Here is an 18,265-nt window from a genome sequence, read left to right on the forward strand (position 1 = left end):
TTTAATGAAGTGTTAAATTAAATAATAATGTTTCCTAAATAAATTCCGTTAATTTTTCTAACAGTGTTAATTTTAAGTTCAAAAAAAATTACAGAATTCTTAATACTCGATCTTAAATCGGCGTTTCCATAATTGAATTTTTTTTTAATGTTGGTTAAGTATATAAAGATGAGATGTAGCATGTGTTATTTTTTCTAACAGTGTTAATTATAAAAATAAAAAAAATTGCTTTATAATTAATTTTTAAATTTTACATAATCAGTTTTACGGTTTTTAATTTTTTTAATGAATAGTTTAAATTAATTCATGTTAATATTCCTAACGGTGTTAATTTTTAAGTCAAAAAAAATTTTACAAAGACTTAATGAAAGCAGAAACTGTTTCATCAAGAGTTGTTTTATTCATCGTAGAAGGAATATCATCATTTCTCATCATCATGATGGAAATCAACCCGTGCACCGCTGAAAATAAAGCGTGTGACGAGTGACAGGCATTGGCTTGGTTTGATCCTTTTTTCTTAATAATTTCTAACGTGCATTCATACAGCATATCCTGGAAAGATGAAAATTCTTCTTTCATCATCCCTTTTCCGCTGCATTGCATTCCCAATCCGAACATCAATTGATAATACTCTTTGTTTTTGAATGCAAACTTCCAATAAGCATCCACAATAGCTTTCAATTGCTCTTCCGGAGTGTCGTGTTCTTGCTGAGCTTTCAACAATTCTATGTGCAAACAATGAAAACCATTTAATGAGATTTCATATAAAATCGCTTCTTTGTTTTCAAAATAATCGTAAACTACCGGTGCACTGTACTCTATGGCATCGGCAATTTTTCTCATGGAAAGTGAAGCCCAACCTTCGGTTTTAGCCAAGGAAAAAGCTGCGTCCAAAATATTGGTACGGATAGATTCTTTTTCTCGTTGACGACGTTCATGTAAACCCATGATTTTTATTTACTAACAGTGTTAGCAAAACTACAAACTTTTGAACATATCTTCCAAATATTATGTAAACTTTAACTTTTAACTAAAGTTTATAAAATGCTGTATAGACTATTAATAAAAGAAAGTTTTATCTTTGCGGATAAATAAAAAATTATGGATACTCCCTCAAATATGATAGAATTGGGTACAAAAGCACCGTTTTTTGAGCTTCCAAACCCATCAAAAACTAACGAAATTCAGTCATTGGATGACTTGAAAGGAGAAAAAGGAACATTGGTGATCTTTATGTGCAACCATTGTCCGTTTGTTCTTCATGTGATCGATAAATTGAACGAATTGTATGAAGATTATAATGAAAGAGGAATTGAGTTTATTGCCATCAATGCAAATGATGCGGAAAAATATCCTGCAGACTCTCCGGAAAAAATGATTGAATTCCAGATTGAAAGAAATTTTGATTTTCCTTATTTATATGATGAAAGCCAGGCCATCGCAAAAGCGTATGACGCAGCCTGTACACCGGATTTCTTTTTCTTTGATGAGAAATTAGATCTTATTTATAGGGGACAAATGGATGATTCAAGACCTGGAAATCATAAAGATGTTACTGGTGAAGATTTAATTATTGCTTTCGAAAATCTTTTGTTGGGCGAACCACAGGAAGAAATTCAAAGACCGAGCATGGGTTGCAATATTAAGTGGAAATAATAATAAATCGATTTTTGCAGATTGTCAATTGGCAATTTGTGATTGAATAATAATAAGCTGTTCTTTTATGAACGGCTTTTTTGTTTCTTACTGATTGATAATTTGTGTGTTACAAAGTTATCCACAATGTTTTCCACAGACTTATTAACAGTTTTTTGTGGATAAATGATTTTTTTATTCAAATTTTATAGTAAAATCAGGATTTTATTGGTTACTCACAATTGAAATAAATTCTATTTGTTGATTAAATTTGAATTTTAAATGCTGTTAATTAGTATTTTATGATTTTTATTTTAAGTTATCCACATTCATTTTTTATTTTATTCATAATTAGTTGTGGATAACTAACAATTTTATGGGATTTGACGCAAAAAATCTAATTTCTAGTGAATACTTACCATTATTAAAAATCATTTTTGTGGATTATTTATTCTGAAATAAATTTAATTAATTTCTGAAAATCTGTGTGTTATGTATATATTTTAAAAGTTATCCACATATTTACAATAATCATTTTTGTTGATAACTGTTTAAAATTAAAAACTTGTTTTGATTTTTGTTTCTTTTTCCACAAAATCTACATTTACTTTATTGTGAGAGAAATTTTTAATGAATTCAGATGGTGTCTTCTCTGTATATTTTTTAAACATTCTGTTGAAATAGGTAACATTATTAAAACCGCAACTGTAACTGCATTCTGAAATACTTTTATCCTGCGCCATCAATAAACATGCTTTGTTAATACGGTATCGGTTTACAAATTCTGTAAAAGTAATCTGAGTAGCTTTTTTGAAAAAATTGCAAAAAGCAGGTAATGTGAGATTTGCCAGCTTTGCTACATCATCAATATCAATTTCTTTATCGTAATTATGTTCAACATAGGTGAAAATATTTTCAAGCCTTGTCTTGTTTTTTGAAATGATCGTATATGGCATGATTTCGTTGTTCAAAAGTTCATAATCTTTTGATTGTGAAAGTTCAAATAGAATTTCCAGCAGTATCAAATATCTTTTATAGCCTTCAGATTCGAGCATCAGTCTTAGTTTTGGAATCATTGTTTTTTTGATTCTCCTGTGAAATTTGATACCATATTTCGAAAGTTCCAATAAATCTTTAATAGATCTCGCTTCCACTTCCTGTTCAGGAAACTGTAAGATTTCCTGTTTGAACTGTAATACAATTTCTTCATGCGGATCAATAGAATTCAAACCAAATCCGGAATGCGGAATATTGGAACCAATTAATATCAAATCGCCATTCGTATAATTGCTTTTGTGATAGCCGACGTGACGGGTTCCACTCCCGGAAATCACGCATACGAGCTCAATTTCGGGATGATAATGATACTCCCATTTGAATTCTGAGATAGGCGAGTTGTTGTGAATCGTGCGGAAAGAGCTCTTTTCATCAGGGATTACCCGTTCAAAGGTGACTTTCATTCAGTTAATGATATTTTATCGACTAAAATAATAATTATATTAATATAGTTCAAATATTGATTTATGATGTTAAATTAACGTTAAGTGAAATGCTTTTATCTTAGCCAACAAGAAATTAATTCATGAAAAATTTCAACATAAAGGCGGTTTTATTTTTAAATTATTTTGTTTTTGCAATTCTTTTGAATTCTGTAGGAACGGTGATTTTACAAATGCAGCAAAACTTCGGAATTACAAAATCTTCTGCAAGTGTGTTGGAAGGTTTTAAAGATTTACCGATTGCGATCTGTTCGTTTATTTTAGCATCATTCTTACCAAAAATCGGAATCAAAAAATCAATGTTAATTGGTTTGCTTTTGGTGAGCTGTATGTGTTTTGTAATGCCTTTTGCCAACGATTTTTGGTTTTTTAAATTGCTATTTACGATTGTCGGGATTTCTTTTGCTTTAATTAAAATTTCCGTTTTCACTTCTATAGGATTGGTGACGGATACAGATAAAGAACATTCAAGTTTTATGGGTTATCTGGAAGGGTTTTTCATGATCGGCGTATTAATGGGAAATGTTTTATTCAGCTTATTTATTGATGACCAGAATCCGAGATCAACCCATTGGCTGAATGTATATTGGGTATTAGGCGGACTTTCAACATTATCTTTTTTGTTTTTATTCTTCACAAAACTGAATGAAAATGAAGCAAAAAGTGAAAAAACAGATTTATTGGGAGACTTGAAAAACAGTATCAGTTTATTCAGTTATAAAAAAGTATTGTTCTTTTTGTTGTGCGCTTTCCTTTTCGTCTTAGTAGAACAGAGTTTTCAAACCTGGACGCCGACTTTTTATAAAGAAATTTTAAAAGTTCCGACTTCAATGAGTATTCAGGCAGGAGCGGTTTTGGCGGGAGCTTTTGCATTGGGGAGATTCTTATCTGGATTTTTCTCTAAGAAATTTAGTTGGATTTACGTCGTTTCTTGTTGTGTAATTGGTTTTGCAATAAGCATTTTACTGGTTTTGCCGTTAACGCATAATACTCTTATTGATGTCAATACAACGTGGTTAAATGCTCCGCTTGTTGTGTATTTATTTCCTTTGATGGGCGGATTATTAGCACCAATTTATCCGAGTATCAATTCTGTTATTTTAGCGTCAATTCCAAAATATTTACACAGTGCAATGTCTGGTTTAATTGTGGTTTTCTCTGCAATCGGAGGAACAATAGGCTCTATAATTACTGGTTTTGTATTTCAGGAATTTAGCGGACAGCAGGCATTTTACCTTTCATTAATTCCACTTTCATTATTGATTGTTTCTGCAATTATTATGAATAAATTAAAAATAAATCCTAAAAAATAAAGATGAATAAACAGTTATATATCAACGAAATTCAGGTTCTTTTTGATGATGTTCAAAGATCGCAGGTTTTTGAAGATCAGAAAATGATGACCGATGCAGTTCCATTATTTCCGATTGAGGAAATTAATTCAAAATATGAGGAAGAAAAAATTACAGAAGGATTTAATTTAAAAGAATTCGTTCTGTCGAATTTTGATTTTTTAGGAGCGAAGATTTCTATTACAAGAGAAACTCGGTTGTCTATTAACGAACACATCGAAAAACTTTGGGATGAACTAACAAGAACGGCTTATGAAGAAAAAGGAACTTTACTGAAACTTCCAAAACCTTACATCGTTCCGGGAGGTCGTTTTAACGAATTTTTCTATTGGGACAGTTATTTTATCATGTTGGGTTTGCAGGTTTCTGGAAGAGTGGAAATGATGGAAAATATCATTGAAAACTGTTCTTATTTGATTCAAAACGTAGGATTTGTACCGAATGCGAGCCGAACTCACTTTTTAAGTCGTTCTCAGCCACCGTATTTTTCGTTGATGCTTGATTTACTTTTTGAAACCACGAAAGATGAAAATATTTACATCAAATATCACGACACACTAGAAAAAGAATATGATTTCTGGATGGATGGTGAAAAAGATTTAGAAAATGGTTTAAGCATAAAAAGAGTAGTGAAAACTACAAAAGGAGATGTTTTAAACAGGTATTTTGATGCAGAAAACGAACCGCGTCCTGAAAGTTATTTAATTGATATTGAAGACAGTGAAAATGCAGGAAAAGAATTTTATAGGAACGTCAGAAGTGCATGTGAATCGGGTTGGGATTTTTCCAGCAGATGGTTTGCGGACGGTGAAAATATACAGACAATTGAAACTTTGAATTTAGCTCAAGTTGATCTGAACTGTCTTTTATGGCATTTAGAAAATACGCTGGCAAAATCTTCATCACTTCAAAAATTGTCTGAAAAAGAAGAATTGTATTCAGAAAGAGCGGGAAATCGAAGACAGATGATCAATACCTATTTCTGGGATGAAAATTCTGGAACATATAAAGATTATCATACTAAAAAAAATACAACAACACCGTCTGAACATATTGCTGCTCTTTATCCTTTATTCCTTGGTCTGGCAAGTGATGAACAGGCTAAAGCTATCGCCAAAAATATAGAAGAAAAATTTCTCTATCAGGGAGGATTGGTTACCACTACCAAAAATTCGGGACAGCAATGGGATCTTCCGAATGCCTGGGCACCTTATCAGTGGCTCGGTTTTCAATCCATGAAAAACTATGGCTTCGATGATTTAGCAGAAAAAATTAAGAATAACTGGTGTATTAATTTGGAAAGAGTTTACAACAACACTGGGAAATTAATGGAAAAATATAATGCTTTAGACATCGAAACTGTTGCCGGAGGTGGTGAATATCCCAATCAGGATGGCTTCGGATGGACGAACGGTGTGTATCTTAAATTGAAAAATAATTAAAACTAACTATAATTAAAGGCTATGAAAAAAAAATCAATCTTTTTGCTTGCCGGAATTGCAACACTTTACTTTAATAATGCATACGCTCAGGAAACTCCTCAGGACTCTACGAGATCTGCATCTATCGAACAGGTAGTTATTACGGGTAACTCCAAACCAAAACCAAAAATCGAATCAAGTACGGCGATTTCTACCTTCACTGCAAAGGAAATTCAGAAACAAAACCCGATTAGTGCGGCGGCATTGTTGCAGAGAGTTCCTGGTTTTGCGGTTGAAACATCAGGTGGGGAAGTTGGTAACAACCTTTTCGCAAGAGGGATTCCTTCTGCGGGAGCGTATGAATTTGTACAGGTTCAAGAAGATGGACTTCCGGTTTTTGAAGACGGAGCTTTGCAGTTTGCCAATGCGGATAATTTCTTCCGTGTCGATAATTCTGTGAGTAGATTAGAAGCTTTAAGAGGTGGCTCGGGTTCTATTTTTGCGACCAATTCTCCGGGAGGTTTGATTAACTTTATTACGAAAGAAGGTTCAAACGATTTCAAAGGAACGGCGAAGCTGGAAACGAGTACCTACGGATTGATGCGTACCGATGTAAATTTGGGTGGAGCTTTGGTTCAGGATAAATTATTCTTCAACGTAGGAGGTTTTTACAGATCAGATGACGGAATCAGAAAAACGGGTTTTAAAGCCAATCAGGGCGGACAGATCAGGATGAATCTGAAATACGTTTTCGATAAAGGATATGCAAAAGTATACTATAAAAAACTGGATGATAGAAATACATTTTTCCTTCCGATTCCTTTGGTTCAGAACGGAAATGATCTGAAAGAATTCTCAGGTTTTGATCCGAATTACGGGACTTATAGCTATAGAAATATCAGTCAGCTGAATATTCCACAAGCGGGTGGAGGATTTTTCAGCAGAAATTTAGAAGACGGAATTCATCCGAAAGTTGATGTATTAGGAGCTGAATTCAAATACGATCTCGGAAATAATTTCTCTGTTGTAAATAAAACGAGATATACCAATATCAACATGAATTATACGGGAATTTTCCCTGCAGGAGGACCTCAGACTGCTGCTGGTTTTGCTGATGAAGCGGGAATTACGGGAAATAATTATCAGTACTCTTTGGTGAGCAACGGTGCAATCGTAAACCCTGCGTATGTTCAGAAATTAGGATTTTGGGCGATTGATAAACAGATGAATAACTTTGTGAATGATTTACAGTTAAACTATAAATTCGACAAAGGAAATGTAACGGCAGGTTTCTATAAATCCAGCTGGAAATCTCATCAAAACTGGAACTGGAGTAATATTTTAACAACAGCTTCAGACAAACCGGAACTTCTTAATCTGGTTGAGACCTCATTGGCTCCAAATAGTGTCGGATATTCAAAAACATACAACGGAGTTACCGATATGTCTTTCTTATTGAGAGACTCTCAGGTTCAGGGAAGTCTGAATGATCTTTATTTAAATTTAGATTATAATATTACAGAAGATTTAAGCTTTAACGGAGGAATTCGTTACAGCCGTGATTTCTATAAAGGATATGGTGTAAGTACAACGACCGGAAATCTAAATAACTCAGGTTTAACGACAGACGGAACTCATGGTTTTTCTACTACAACTGCGGATGATAATATGTCTGTGTTGGGAAATAAATATACCTATTGGAATTATGATGTGAATAAAGTTTCTTTCACCACTGCATTGAATTATAAAATCAACAGAGAAAATGCCGTATATGCGCGTTTTTCTAATGGTTTCAGGTCTCCGAACGAAGAAGCATATTACAACAATATGGCAGACTTATCAGCGATAAAGCCTGTAACGACCAACCAGATAGAAGTTGGGTACAAATATTACTCGAGAACATTTGATGTGGCGGTGATTCCATTCTATTCTACATTGAAAAATCTTTCGTTTACCGATGTTTTTTCTGATGGAACTTCTGAAAATAAATTCGCTAACACAACGAATATGGGGGTAGAATTGGAAGGTTACGCAAGGTTGTTCAATAATTTATTGGAAGTGACTTTCAACGGAACCATTCAGGATCCTAAATACAAAGATTTTACCGGAAGAAATGTTGACGGAACTACATTTGATTACGATGGAAATGCCGTAAGAAGAATGCCGAAATTCTACTTTAATATTTCCCCTGCGGTGAATATCACAAAAGAATGGAGAGCGTATGTAAGCATGAATTATTACGGAAAACGTTTTCAGGATGAGGCAAATACGGAAAAAAATACCTTGCCTTCGTTCTCAGAATTCGGAGCTGGAACTTCGTATCAGTTAGGAAAAATCCGTTTTGCGGTTGATGGAACCAATATTTTCAATACCATCGGAATTACAGAAGGTGATCCAAGATCTCCATTAACTGGAGCTGGAGACATCAGAATGGCAAGACCAATTATGGGTGCTGCTGTAAGAGCTTCGGTTACATTGGATTTTTAACAAATTAATTTTTTCATATAATTGATAAACCCGTCAGAAATTTTCTGACGGGTTTTTATTTGTGATAATTATATTTTAGTTCTTCTCATTACTTTTTTTAAGTGTTCTAAATCATCATCTTTGAACCTTCTTGTACCAGCTAAGTTTATTTCTTTTAAATTATTGGGAAATAAATTAGGGTGCAAGTCTGTTAGTTTTGTATCGCTAAGTCCTAAGCTTATAAGATTTTGCATTTTATTTAATGTTGAAGGTAATTTATTTAGGTTACAATTTTCAATACGGAGTGTTTTTAAATTATCTAACTCACATATTGAATCTGGAATTGTGTCTATATCATTTCCTCTGATCATTAAATATTTTAATGATTTCATACTGACTATCCATTCAGGAAAAGTTTTGAATGGAAGATTCAGAAGCCAAATCTTTTTTAATTTTTTTAATCCAGCAATTTCTTCCGGAAGTTCAAAATCATCCAAATTATAAATAGAGGGGTGAGCCTGAATTTCCAATACTTTTAAATTTATGAATTGTGAAAAGATATTACCTTTATCCTTTAGATTGTATTCAATAAATATTAGACTTAGTTTTTTGCAATCTTTTGGGTATTGAATTGCATCGTTTAATGACGAGAATTTAGTTTTTTTAAAGAGACGCATTTTTAATTTTACTGAAAAAACGGATTATATTGCTTCTCGAAACCAATTTTCGTAGGATTTCCATGACCAGAGAAAACCTGTGTCTCATCATCAAGAATAAAAAGCTTGTTTTTAATTCCGTCGATTAACTGCTCGTGGTTTCCTTTGTAAAGATCGGTTCTTCCGATACTTCCTTCAAATAAAACATCACCCGAAATCATGAATTTCTGATTTTCATTATGATACACAACGCTTCCCGGAGAATGTCCCGGAACATGATAAATTTTGAATTTTTTGCCTTCAAAATCAAGCTCATCGCCTTCGTTTATGTATTCTAAATCCACATTAATATGGTCAAGTTCGAAACCAAATCTCATTCCGCTGACCTGAAACATATCCAGAATTTCTTTATCATCCTGATGCATCGTTACCGGAACTTTATACGTGTCAAAAGCCCACTGCAAACCTAAAATATGATCGATGTGAGCATGGGTTAAAAGTATTTTTTCGATTTTTAATTCATTTTCTGTGATGAAATTTTCGATGGCTTTGGTTTCCTGCTCGTTCATATTTCCCGGATCAAATAACCATGCTTTTTTATTTTCGTTGTAAAGTATGTACGTATTTTCGCTCGCAAAATTGAATACGAAACCTTGAATCTGAAGCATATCTGAATATTTTTAATTAAAACAAATGTAGCAACAAAAGTTTTGCTTTAAAAACAGTTTGATAATTTTTATCTATAAAGATCAGCTTCTTTTAGTGTTTAAAAATGATTTTTCGTTATCTTCGTCATAATGAAAACATTGCGACTATTTTTACTTTCTCTTGGCGGATTAGTTTTTGGACAAAATATCCAGAGTATACAGTTGTTTAATCCTCAGACGAACGACGAAACACCTGTCATTAATTTAAATCAACAGTTGGTTTTAAGTTTTGATGATCTTACCAATGCAAGTGAGATTTACAGATATACGATAAAACATTACAACAGAAACTGGGAAGATGACAATCTGTTTTTTACTGAATTTGCGAATGGAAGCTTAAATGCTTTATTGGATAAATTTCAGTATTCATTCAATACATTGCAGCCTTATACGCATTATACATTAACATTTCCTAACGATAAAATTCAGCCGAAAATTTCAGGGAATTATGAAATTATTATTTACAAAGATTCTGCGGACAAGCCTCTTTTCAAAAGAAGATTTTATCTGGTAGAAGATGCGGCAACATTAGCTTTGAATGTTTCAAGATTTGCAGATGCAAGGAATCCAAATGCTAACCAAAGAATTGAAGTGAAGGCAGTTTCGAAAGGGGGAGACTTGTCGTCCAACATTAATTCTATGACACTGAATGTCATGCAGAATAATAATCCAAATGTTACGGTAAACAATTTAAAACCAAGTACAACGATGGGAAATCAATTACTTTTCCAACAGATGAGTTCAGTGTTTCCCGGAAATAATGAGTTTTATTATTTTGATAACAAAAATATGAACATGGCAGCAGATATGGTGCGTGCGACGGAGGTAAAAGACGGAGTGAATCAAACGTATCTTCATCCTGTGTGGGCTTTTCCTCTGAATTACCAATATCAGCCAGACGTTAACGGAGCGTGGTATTACAGAAGAAATGACTTAGGAAGAGAAAGAGATGCGACGAGAGAAGCAGATTATTCGTGGGTTTATTTTTCTTTGGATTCCGATCCTGTAGATAAAGATATTTATGTTTTGGGAGGTTTTAATAATTTTATACCCACTAAAGAAAATCAGATGCAATATGATGATACAGCTAAAAAATATGTAGCGAAAATCTTTTTAAAACAAGGTTTTTATAACTATATTTTGGCAACAAAAGAAGCTAACGGAAGTCTGAATTTCGGAGAAGTTAACGGAAATTTCTGGCAGACGGATAATCTTTATCAGGCATTCTTATATTATGCGCCTTTTGGTAGAAATTATGATGGATTGATGGGGTATGGTGAATTCAGGACGCCTGTGAGGTAAAACTTATTGGAAAATAAAAAACCTTACAGACGAAAAATCTGTAAGGTTCAAATATAAAAATAGTCTGGAAGTTTGTAAATTATTTAATCTTAAATCTTAAAAATAGCCGTTACCAGCAGGCTTCCTTCATCTTCAAAAATATAATGAATATTCACCGGAAAATCTTCCATGGTTTTTACGGTGACTTCTTTATGTCTGGTTTCTTGGTTTTCTGTTCGTTGGATGATTTCGTTGATAGAAGTTTTTAAATCTTCAAGAAAATCGTTTCCTTTTTTTTCTTTTTCAGCATTAAATACACGCATAAGAAGTCTTATGTCATTTTTTGCGATAGAAGAGAGGAGGACTTTCATTTTTTCTATGCACAGTTCTTTTGCAGCTCAGAAATATTTTCGTAAAAATCTAATTTTGTTCTTGGATTCTCATTGTGAAACTGAATTCTGTACAAAACTTCATCTACCTGAAATTGAGGAATTGCAGATTGGTTTTTCACTTCAAAGCTTTCTACCATTTTCGCAAATGCTTCTAAGATTTCCGGACTGAAGTTTTCGATCTTAGTTTTTAAAATTTCGGCTGTTGCAATCATCACTTTAAAATTTTAAGGTTACTTGTGTTCTTTTGATGAGGTAAAGGTATGAAAAATATTTAAATTTCCAAATTTTATATTAAAATAATAGGGGTGTTTGTTTGAGATTATATTTTATTTTAAAATTATTTGAATTTTTAGGGGGGGGTGTTTTGAATTTATTTATTTTTTTTAATGCTTGTTAATCAAATTCGTTCATTTTGACAATAAAATGTATTAATAAAAAAATAACCTCCGTTTCCGAAGGTTATTGTATATTTTAAACTAAATAAAATTCATTGAGTTTTTCTTCACAAAGCGTTTTTACTACTTCGATCCAACGGTCTTCATCATTTAAACAGGGAATGTAATGGAAATTTTCTCCGCCTCCGTGCATAAACTGATGTTTTCCCTCCACAGAAATTTCTTCCAAAGTTTCCAGGCAGTCTGAAACGAAAGCAGGACAGACAATCGCAAGATTTTTGATGCCTTTTTTACCGATGCTTTCAAGAGTTTCGTCGGTGTAAGGTTCCATCCATTTATCTTTCCCCAGTCTTGACTGGAATGTTACCATTACTTTTTCTTTCGGTAATCCTAATTTTTTAATCACAGAATTGGTAACGTCAAAACATTGATGGCGGTAACAAAACTGATGGCTCGGATTGTTTTCACGAGAACAGCAATCGTTTAAATTACAGGTTTTCGTAGGATCTGTCTTGTATATATGTCTTTCTGGAACTCCGTGATAAGAAAATTGCAGCGCATCAAAATTTTCAGGAAGTTTTTCCTTAATGCTTTCTGCTAGACAATCGATATAAATATCTCTGTTGTAAAAAGGCTGAATGTAATTGATTTTTATATTCGGGAATTTTTCTTTTCTTACTTCTTCTGCTTTGTCAATCACCGTTTCCGTTGTGCTCATCGCATATTGCGGATACAATGGGAAAAGTACGATTTCAGTAACTCCTTGGTCAACCAATTTCTGAATTCCCGCTTCAATACTCGGTTGAGCATATCTCATCCCGATTTCCACAGGAACATCAACCAATTTCTGAAGTTTTTTCTGAATTTTCTGAGTAATGACAATCAAGGGTGACCCTTCATCCGTCCAAACTGTTTTATACGCTTCGGCAGATTTAGCAGGTCTTGTGTTTAGAATAATTCCACGAACTAATAATGCACGGAAAATCCATCGGTAATCGATTACTTTCTCGTCCATCAGGAATTCGTCAAGATATTCCTTTACATCTTTTACTTCCGTAGATCTTGGCGATCCCAGATTTACTAATAGAATTCCCTTCATTGTTAATTTAGATTTCTCAGTCTTTCATCAATTGTCGGACCATATTTTTTCTTTAAACGCAAAATATAAAGTTCCAGAGCAAAATGTTCTTCCTCTTCGGTCATTCCTAAAGATTTTAAATATTGATTGCCTTTTTGGATCATTGTTTTTGTGAATAATTGTTGATATTCTTCACCGGAATCATATACAAATTCTTCTCCTTTTAATTTTTTTATTTCCGCATTTACCTCATGATCTAATTCGTAATAATTATGAAAATAATAATCAAGAAAAGTTGTGTTTTTCTTGTTGAGTTTTTCCAGAATAAGATCCATTTTCTGAATGCTGTCTTTTGCAACATTCATTTCTACAAGATCGTCATGAATTCCATCATTCAGCTGAGGTTCTTTTTTGCATGAAAAAAGACTCAAACCTAAACATATTAAAAGAAGAAATATTCTCATAAGTGATGAGATTATCCGTTGACAGCTTCTACCTGTTCAACCAATTCCGGTACGAATTGTTTTAAAATACTTTCAATTCCACCTTTTAATGTAGCAGTTGAGCTTGGGCAACCTGAACAAGCGCCCTGTAAAAGCATTTTTGCTGTTTTATTTTCTTTGTCGTATTCCATTAAAGAAATTTTTCCACCGTCATTTTCTACTGCCGGAGCAACATATTCGTTTAAAATGTCAGAGATTTTCTGCTCATCATCTGTATATTCCCTGTTGATGATTTTTTCAACCGGATTTTCGTGTTTCTGAGCTTCAATATTTGAAATTTCTCCTCCGCTTTGAAGATGTTCGGCAATCAAAGCGCGAACAGCCATCATTACCTCATGCCATTCTACAGAATTGTCCCTTGTTACAGCCACGAAGTTATCTGAAATAAAAACTTCCTTAGCAAAATCAAATTCTTTGAAAAGAGCCTGTGCTAAAGGAACTCCTTCTGCCTGATCTCTTGATTTTACTTCCACAAAACCATCTAAAAGCATTTTGCTGGAAACAAACTTCATCACATTCGGATTCGGAGTCATTTCTGCATATACCTGATACATTTCTTTTTTCTTCTGAAGATAAATTCTGGGATTTGCCAACAATTCGTCTTCAATTACATTTTTCAGGCTTTCAACAACGTGCTCCCATTCCATGGTATCCTGTTTTGCAACTGCCACAAAATTAGCTGTAATGAAAATTCTTTCAACAAAAGGATAATTGAAAAGTTCCTGTGCCAATGGAATTTCGGAAATATCTGAATCTCTGTCCAACTCTAAAGATCCCGGAATCAGGTTGTAGTCGGCTACAAATTTCATCACTTTCGGGTTTTCGGTCGGCTCTATAAGTATAGTATGCATTTTTTCGTTAAATTTGAGATACAAAAATACGGATTTAGAAATTAGGAGTCAGAGATTGGGAGTTAGATTTTTGCTATCGGTATCATTTAGAAATTATCAGGTAAAAATTGATTTTTTAAATTGACTCATTTTCAAATCATATTAAAATATTTTCAAATCTAAAAATATGGCACTTATAAAAGAACTTTTAGGCAAAGCACCACAAATTGGTGAAAATACTTTTTTGGCAGAAACCGCTACCATCATCGGAGATGTTACAATGGGAACAGATTGCAGTATTTGGTACAATGCAGTGATAAGAGGTGATGTTCACTATATTAAAATGGGAAATAAAGTAAATGTTCAGGATAATGCAATGTTGCACTGTACGTACCAAAAACATCCTTTAAATATTGGAAATAATGTATCCATCGGTCATAATGCCATTGTTCACGGATGTACCATAAAAGATAATGTTTTAATTGGAATGGGATCTATCGTAATGGATGATTGTCTGGTTGAAGAAAATTCTATTGTAGGCGCAGGTTCTGTAGTTACACAGGGAACTCATATAAAATCTGGGGAAGTTTGGGGCGGTGTTCCGGCAAGAAAAATTAAAGATATTTCTTCGGCTTTATTAGAAGGTGAGGTTAACCGAATTGCTGATAATTATGTAAAATATTCTTCTTGGTATAAAGAGAATGTGAAAACGGTTGAAGAAATATAAATGTCAAATAATGAATGGTGAATTTTGCCTCATAAGTAATATTTTAGAGTCTAAATTGACAATAATTTAATTGCTCTGTAAAGCACAATTCACCATTACTTTTTATGAGTTTACCAATTCTGCTTTTCCATTGACACATTTTACAGCAGTTGGAGGCATGATCATCATACAATCCGACACAACCTGATATTTTTGGTTGAAAGCCTTTACTTTTTCTGTATAGTCATTAATTTTAGTTAGAATTGTAGTTTCTAATTTTTTAGGATAAGCAATGTAAAATTGAGGTCCTCCACAAGCTTTTGCACCCATCGGAGCAAAGGTCCAATCACTGGCATTCGTACATTTTTCTTTGGCAATTTCTGCTTCTATTGATGCTTTTATTTTATCAATCTGTGCCTGTTCGTATTTTTGGCTATCTTCATCTGCCGGTCTTTCGGAAATATCTTTTGGGAGATTGGTTGCTGCTTCTTTAGCAGTTCCACACGAGACAAAAATAAGCGTGGAACATAGCATTGCTGCTGAGAAATACTTTACTGATTTTAACATTATAATTTTTTTTCTGTTCTAAATTTTCAAAAGTTGTGCCAAGATAAAAAATTCAAATTCATTTTCCGTAATTTTGACGGCGATGAACAATCATTTTTTTGACTTAATAGAACATACCAGCAGAAGTATCTTTTTAACGGGAAAAGCGGGTACAGGGAAAACAACATTCCTGAACGATTTTGTAAAACGAACTAAGAAAAAGCATATTGTAGTAGCCCCAACGGGGATTGCCGCAATCAATGCGGGTGGAGTTACCATCCATTCAATGTTTGGGTTGCCGTTGAGAACTTTTTTACCGACCACTGAAAGAATCGACACCAGTTTGGCAAATAATATTGCCGATCTGATGCCTCATTTCAAATACAGAAAAGACAAACTTAAATTATTAAGAGAAGTTGAAGTTTTGATTATTGATGAGGTTTCCATGCTGCGTGCCGATGTGTTGGATATGATGGATTTTTCATTAAGATTCGTTCGACGAAATAACCAGCGTTTTGGGGGGGTACAGATGTTGTTCATTGGAGATTTGTACCAGCTTCCGCCCGTGGTGAGAGATGAACATATTCTGAAAATGTTTTACAATTCGCCTTTCTTTTTCGACAGTCATGCAGTTAAAGAAATTCCATTAATTACCATTGAATTAACGAAAGTATATCGTCAGTCCGATGAAGGGTTTTTATCAATTTTAAATGCAATCCGTGACGGCGATGTTGCCAATATTGATTTTGATCAGTTAAATGAAAGATTCGATCCTTCATTTGATTCCGGTGATGAACCTTATGTTTATCTGTGTTCGCATAATAAAATGGCAGACGATATCAATCAGGAAAAACTGAACGAAATTAAAGTCGATTCAAAAATATATGAAGCCAAACTTTTTGGTGAGTTCAAAGAAAACCAATTTCCCAATGAGCAGTTTTTAGATTTAAAAATAGGAGCTCAGATCATGTTTATCAGAAATGATATTTCAGGGGAAAAGAGATATTTCAACGGAAAATTAGGTGAAATTTCTGCCTTGGATGAAAATGAAATTAAAATTATTCTCGACGGAAGTGAAAGAGAAATTACTGTAAAAAGGGAAGTTTGGGAACAGAAAAAATATTTCTTGGATACCGATAAAAATATAAAAGAGGAAGTATTGGGAAGTTTCGAACAGTTTCCAATAAAATTAGCTTGGGCTGTTACGATTCATAAAAGTCAGGGCCTTACGTTTGATAAAGTGATTATTGATGCGGGAAAAAGTTTCACAGCAGGTCAGGTTTATGTGGCATTGTCACGTTGCAGAACGTTGGAAGGAATTGTTTTGAAATCTAAAATCACACCTGAAGTTATTTTTAAAGACAACAGAATTTTAAAATTTCAGGGAGAAACTCACGCCAACGACAATGTTGAAGCGATTTTAAATAAAGAAAAATATGATTACAGCATCAGAAAAGTGCTTCGTACTGTAGATTCTCAATGGTTGTTAAAAGAAGTGGAGGAGTGGAATAATCTGTCGATTGTTACAAAAAGTATCGATCATGTAAAATCAAATCAACTTTATCTTCAATTAAAACATGAGATTGTAAATCTTGGTAAAATCTTTGAAAAATTAGAAAGAGTTATTTTTCAAAAGGTTAATAATTTTATCAATCAGACAGAACAATGGTCTGAAATTGAGAGTAAAACCAAAGGTGCTGTTAATTTCTTTTTTACCGAAATCAGAGATAAAGTTTTCAATCCGCTGAAAGAATTTTATGCAGAAATAAAAGGCGCAAAAGGTTTAAAACAATACAATGAGGATCTACGTGTTTGGTTGGAAGATATTGAAGAATACCTGAATAGTTTAAAAGAAATCCATTTATTGGAAACTAAACTTTTAGACGAAAAAAATGACAAGGAAGTCAGCATGAAAATTGCAAAAGTTCCGTCTCAGGTTCTGACTTTCCAATTATTCGAGCAGGGAAAAACTATTGGCGAAATTGCACTGGAAAGAGGTCTGGTAAAGGAAACAGTTATTGGACATTTGGCAAAATTTGCAGAACAGGGTTTATTAGATATTTCAAGAGTGATAACTTCTGATAAAATAAAGACTTTCGAAGATTTGTTTTACAAAGATCCGAAAGAAACTTTAACGGAGTGGAAAAATGCGCTACCGAGCAATTTTGAGTTTAATGAAATCAGGATTTTGATTAATCATTTTAATTATTTGAAAGAAAAAGGGAGATAAAATAAAGAAGGTTTTAATAATTAATGAATTACTAAAACCTTCTTTATTTTATTTATTTAATAAATCGTGATTGACATGATAACCAACAATCTTGATGTCGCCATTTTTTTCTTTTTGAAGTGAAAATGTTTCCTGTGTTTTACCTAAACCTCTTTTCACATCATAAACTAAAAGATATTCACTTCTTGGATTTGTTCCTTTTGAAACAAAAGTTTCCCATTTTACAAGATTATATTCCTGAATAGGTCCTGTTTCATTCTGAGAAATAGTAAAAATTTCTAATAATTTTTCCTTACTGGTAATTTCAAAAAATTTATCACTAAATAATTCGTAGATCTTCTCTTGATTTCCACCATATCTCAACTCCGAATAAAATTTTTTTGAGATTTCTTCTGCATCTTTTTTATCAGATTCTCTGTTTGAAAAAGTTTCATTAAATGAACAGCTTATTAAAAATAAAGTTATAAAAAAAGAGATAGAATTTTTTCATTTGAATTATAGATTTCATGGTATAAATTAATTCGGCAATATTAATAATTTCAGTTGTAAAAATATGAATATAATTATA

General features: G+C 33.1%; 18 protein-coding genes. 7 read left to right on the plus strand and 11 right to left on the minus strand.

Annotated features, from left to right (window positions below):
- Positions 1 to 351: 351 nt before the first annotated feature.
- Positions 352 to 948, minus strand: coding sequence for a TetR/AcrR family transcriptional regulator (locus ASG22_RS11140; RefSeq protein ID WP_055984192.1), 597 nt, complete (start codon positions 946 to 948; stop codon positions 352 to 354).
- 150 nt (positions 949 to 1,098) lie between these two features.
- Here ASG22_RS11140 and ASG22_RS11145 point away from each other — a divergent pair, with 150 nt between their 5' ends.
- Positions 1,099 to 1,656: a thioredoxin family protein gene (locus ASG22_RS11145; protein WP_185113816.1), complete on the plus strand. Its 558-nt coding sequence runs from the start codon at positions 1,099 to 1,101 to the stop codon at positions 1,654 to 1,656.
- A 536-nt stretch (positions 1,657 to 2,192) separates the two neighbouring features.
- Here the strand turns inward: ASG22_RS11145 and ASG22_RS11150 are convergent.
- Positions 2,193 to 3,095 carry an AraC family transcriptional regulator gene (locus ASG22_RS11150; protein ID WP_055984197.1) on the minus strand — a complete coding sequence of 301 codons (903 nt, stop codon included), beginning with the start codon at positions 3,093 to 3,095 and terminating at the stop codon, positions 2,193 to 2,195.
- Positions 3,096 to 3,217: 122 nt separating this feature from the next.
- Here ASG22_RS11150 and ASG22_RS11155 point away from each other — a divergent pair, with 122 nt between their 5' ends.
- From ASG22_RS11155 to ASG22_RS11165, 3 genes are read left to right on the plus strand one after another with little or no spacing between them, the layout of a single operon-like run.
- Complete coding sequence (locus ASG22_RS11155; RefSeq protein ID WP_055984200.1) at positions 3,218 to 4,447, plus strand: MFS transporter; 1,230 nt, start codon at positions 3,218 to 3,220, stop codon at positions 4,445 to 4,447.
- Positions 4,448 to 4,449: 2 nt separating this feature from the next.
- Positions 4,450 to 5,928, plus strand: coding sequence for a trehalase family glycosidase (locus tag ASG22_RS11160; protein WP_055984203.1), 1,479 nt, complete (start codon positions 4,450 to 4,452; stop codon positions 5,926 to 5,928).
- Positions 5,929 to 5,949: 21 nt separating this feature from the next.
- Positions 5,950 to 8,394 carry a TonB-dependent receptor gene (locus tag ASG22_RS11165; protein ID WP_055984206.1) on the plus strand — a complete coding sequence of 815 codons (2,445 nt, stop codon included), beginning with the start codon at positions 5,950 to 5,952 and terminating at the stop codon, positions 8,392 to 8,394.
- A gap of 68 nt (positions 8,395 to 8,462) precedes the next feature.
- Here the strand turns inward: ASG22_RS11165 and ASG22_RS11170 are convergent, their stop codons facing one another.
- Both ASG22_RS11170 and ASG22_RS11175 read right to left on the minus strand, forming a co-directional pair.
- Positions 8,463 to 9,050, minus strand: a complete 588-nt coding sequence (locus tag ASG22_RS11170; protein WP_055984209.1) for a leucine-rich repeat domain-containing protein — start codon at positions 9,048 to 9,050, stop codon at positions 8,463 to 8,465.
- 8 nt (positions 9,051 to 9,058) lie between these two features.
- Positions 9,059 to 9,697 carry an MBL fold metallo-hydrolase gene (locus ASG22_RS11175; protein ID WP_055984214.1) on the minus strand — a complete coding sequence of 213 codons (639 nt, stop codon included), beginning with the start codon at positions 9,695 to 9,697 and terminating at the stop codon, positions 9,059 to 9,061.
- Positions 9,698 to 9,826: 129 nt separating this feature from the next.
- On the opposite strand from ASG22_RS11175, the gene ASG22_RS11180 reads away from it, so the two are divergent.
- Positions 9,827 to 11,038, plus strand: coding sequence for a type IX secretion system plug protein domain-containing protein (locus ASG22_RS11180; protein WP_055984216.1), 1,212 nt, complete (start codon positions 9,827 to 9,829; stop codon positions 11,036 to 11,038).
- Positions 11,039 to 11,127: 89 nt separating this feature from the next.
- Here the strand turns inward: ASG22_RS11180 and ASG22_RS11185 are convergent, their stop codons facing one another.
- From ASG22_RS11185 to ASG22_RS11205, 5 genes are all read right to left on the minus strand, one after another.
- Positions 11,128 to 11,388, minus strand: coding sequence for a hypothetical protein (locus ASG22_RS11185; protein ID WP_131726187.1), 261 nt, complete (start codon positions 11,386 to 11,388; stop codon positions 11,128 to 11,130).
- Between the two features lie 5 nt (positions 11,389 to 11,393).
- Entirely contained in the window at positions 11,394 to 11,621 is a 228-nt protein-coding gene (locus ASG22_RS11190) for a hypothetical protein (RefSeq protein ID WP_055984223.1), read from the minus strand.
- Positions 11,622 to 11,880: 259 nt separating this feature from the next.
- Entirely contained in the window at positions 11,881 to 12,903 is a 1,023-nt protein-coding gene (gene hemH / locus ASG22_RS11195) for a ferrochelatase (RefSeq protein ID WP_055984226.1), read from the minus strand.
- 2 nt (positions 12,904 to 12,905) lie between these two features.
- Positions 12,906 to 13,346, minus strand: a complete 441-nt coding sequence (locus ASG22_RS11200; protein ID WP_131726188.1) for a hypothetical protein — start codon at positions 13,344 to 13,346, stop codon at positions 12,906 to 12,908.
- Between the two features lie 11 nt (positions 13,347 to 13,357).
- Positions 13,358 to 14,236: a NifU family protein gene (locus ASG22_RS11205; RefSeq protein WP_055984231.1), complete on the minus strand. Its 879-nt coding sequence runs from the start codon at positions 14,234 to 14,236 to the stop codon at positions 13,358 to 13,360.
- A gap of 166 nt (positions 14,237 to 14,402) precedes the next feature.
- On the opposite strand from ASG22_RS11205, the gene ASG22_RS11210 reads away from it, so the two are divergent.
- Positions 14,403 to 14,942, plus strand: a complete 540-nt coding sequence (locus tag ASG22_RS11210) for a gamma carbonic anhydrase family protein (RefSeq protein WP_055984234.1) — start codon at positions 14,403 to 14,405, stop codon at positions 14,940 to 14,942.
- 102 nt (positions 14,943 to 15,044) lie between these two features.
- Here ASG22_RS11210 and ASG22_RS11215 read toward each other — a convergent pair whose 3' ends face one another.
- A complete protein-coding gene (locus ASG22_RS11215) occupies positions 15,045 to 15,488 on the minus strand; it encodes a hypothetical protein (protein ID WP_055984237.1) in 444 nt (147 codons plus the stop codon).
- An 82-nt stretch (positions 15,489 to 15,570) separates the two neighbouring features.
- On the opposite strand from ASG22_RS11215, the gene ASG22_RS11220 reads away from it, so the two are divergent.
- A complete protein-coding gene (locus tag ASG22_RS11220) occupies positions 15,571 to 17,697 on the plus strand; it encodes a helix-turn-helix domain-containing protein (protein ID WP_055984240.1) in 2,127 nt (708 codons plus the stop codon).
- A 48-nt stretch (positions 17,698 to 17,745) separates the two neighbouring features.
- On the opposite strand, the gene ASG22_RS11225 is transcribed toward ASG22_RS11220, so the two are convergent.
- Positions 17,746 to 18,060: a hypothetical protein gene (locus tag ASG22_RS11225; protein WP_055984244.1), complete on the minus strand. Its 315-nt coding sequence runs from the start codon at positions 18,058 to 18,060 to the stop codon at positions 17,746 to 17,748.
- Between the last annotated feature and the right edge of the window lie 205 nt (positions 18,061 to 18,265).

This window comes from Chryseobacterium sp. Leaf405 (genome assembly GCF_001425355.1).
GTDB lineage: Bacteria > Bacteroidota > Bacteroidia > Flavobacteriales > Weeksellaceae > Chryseobacterium.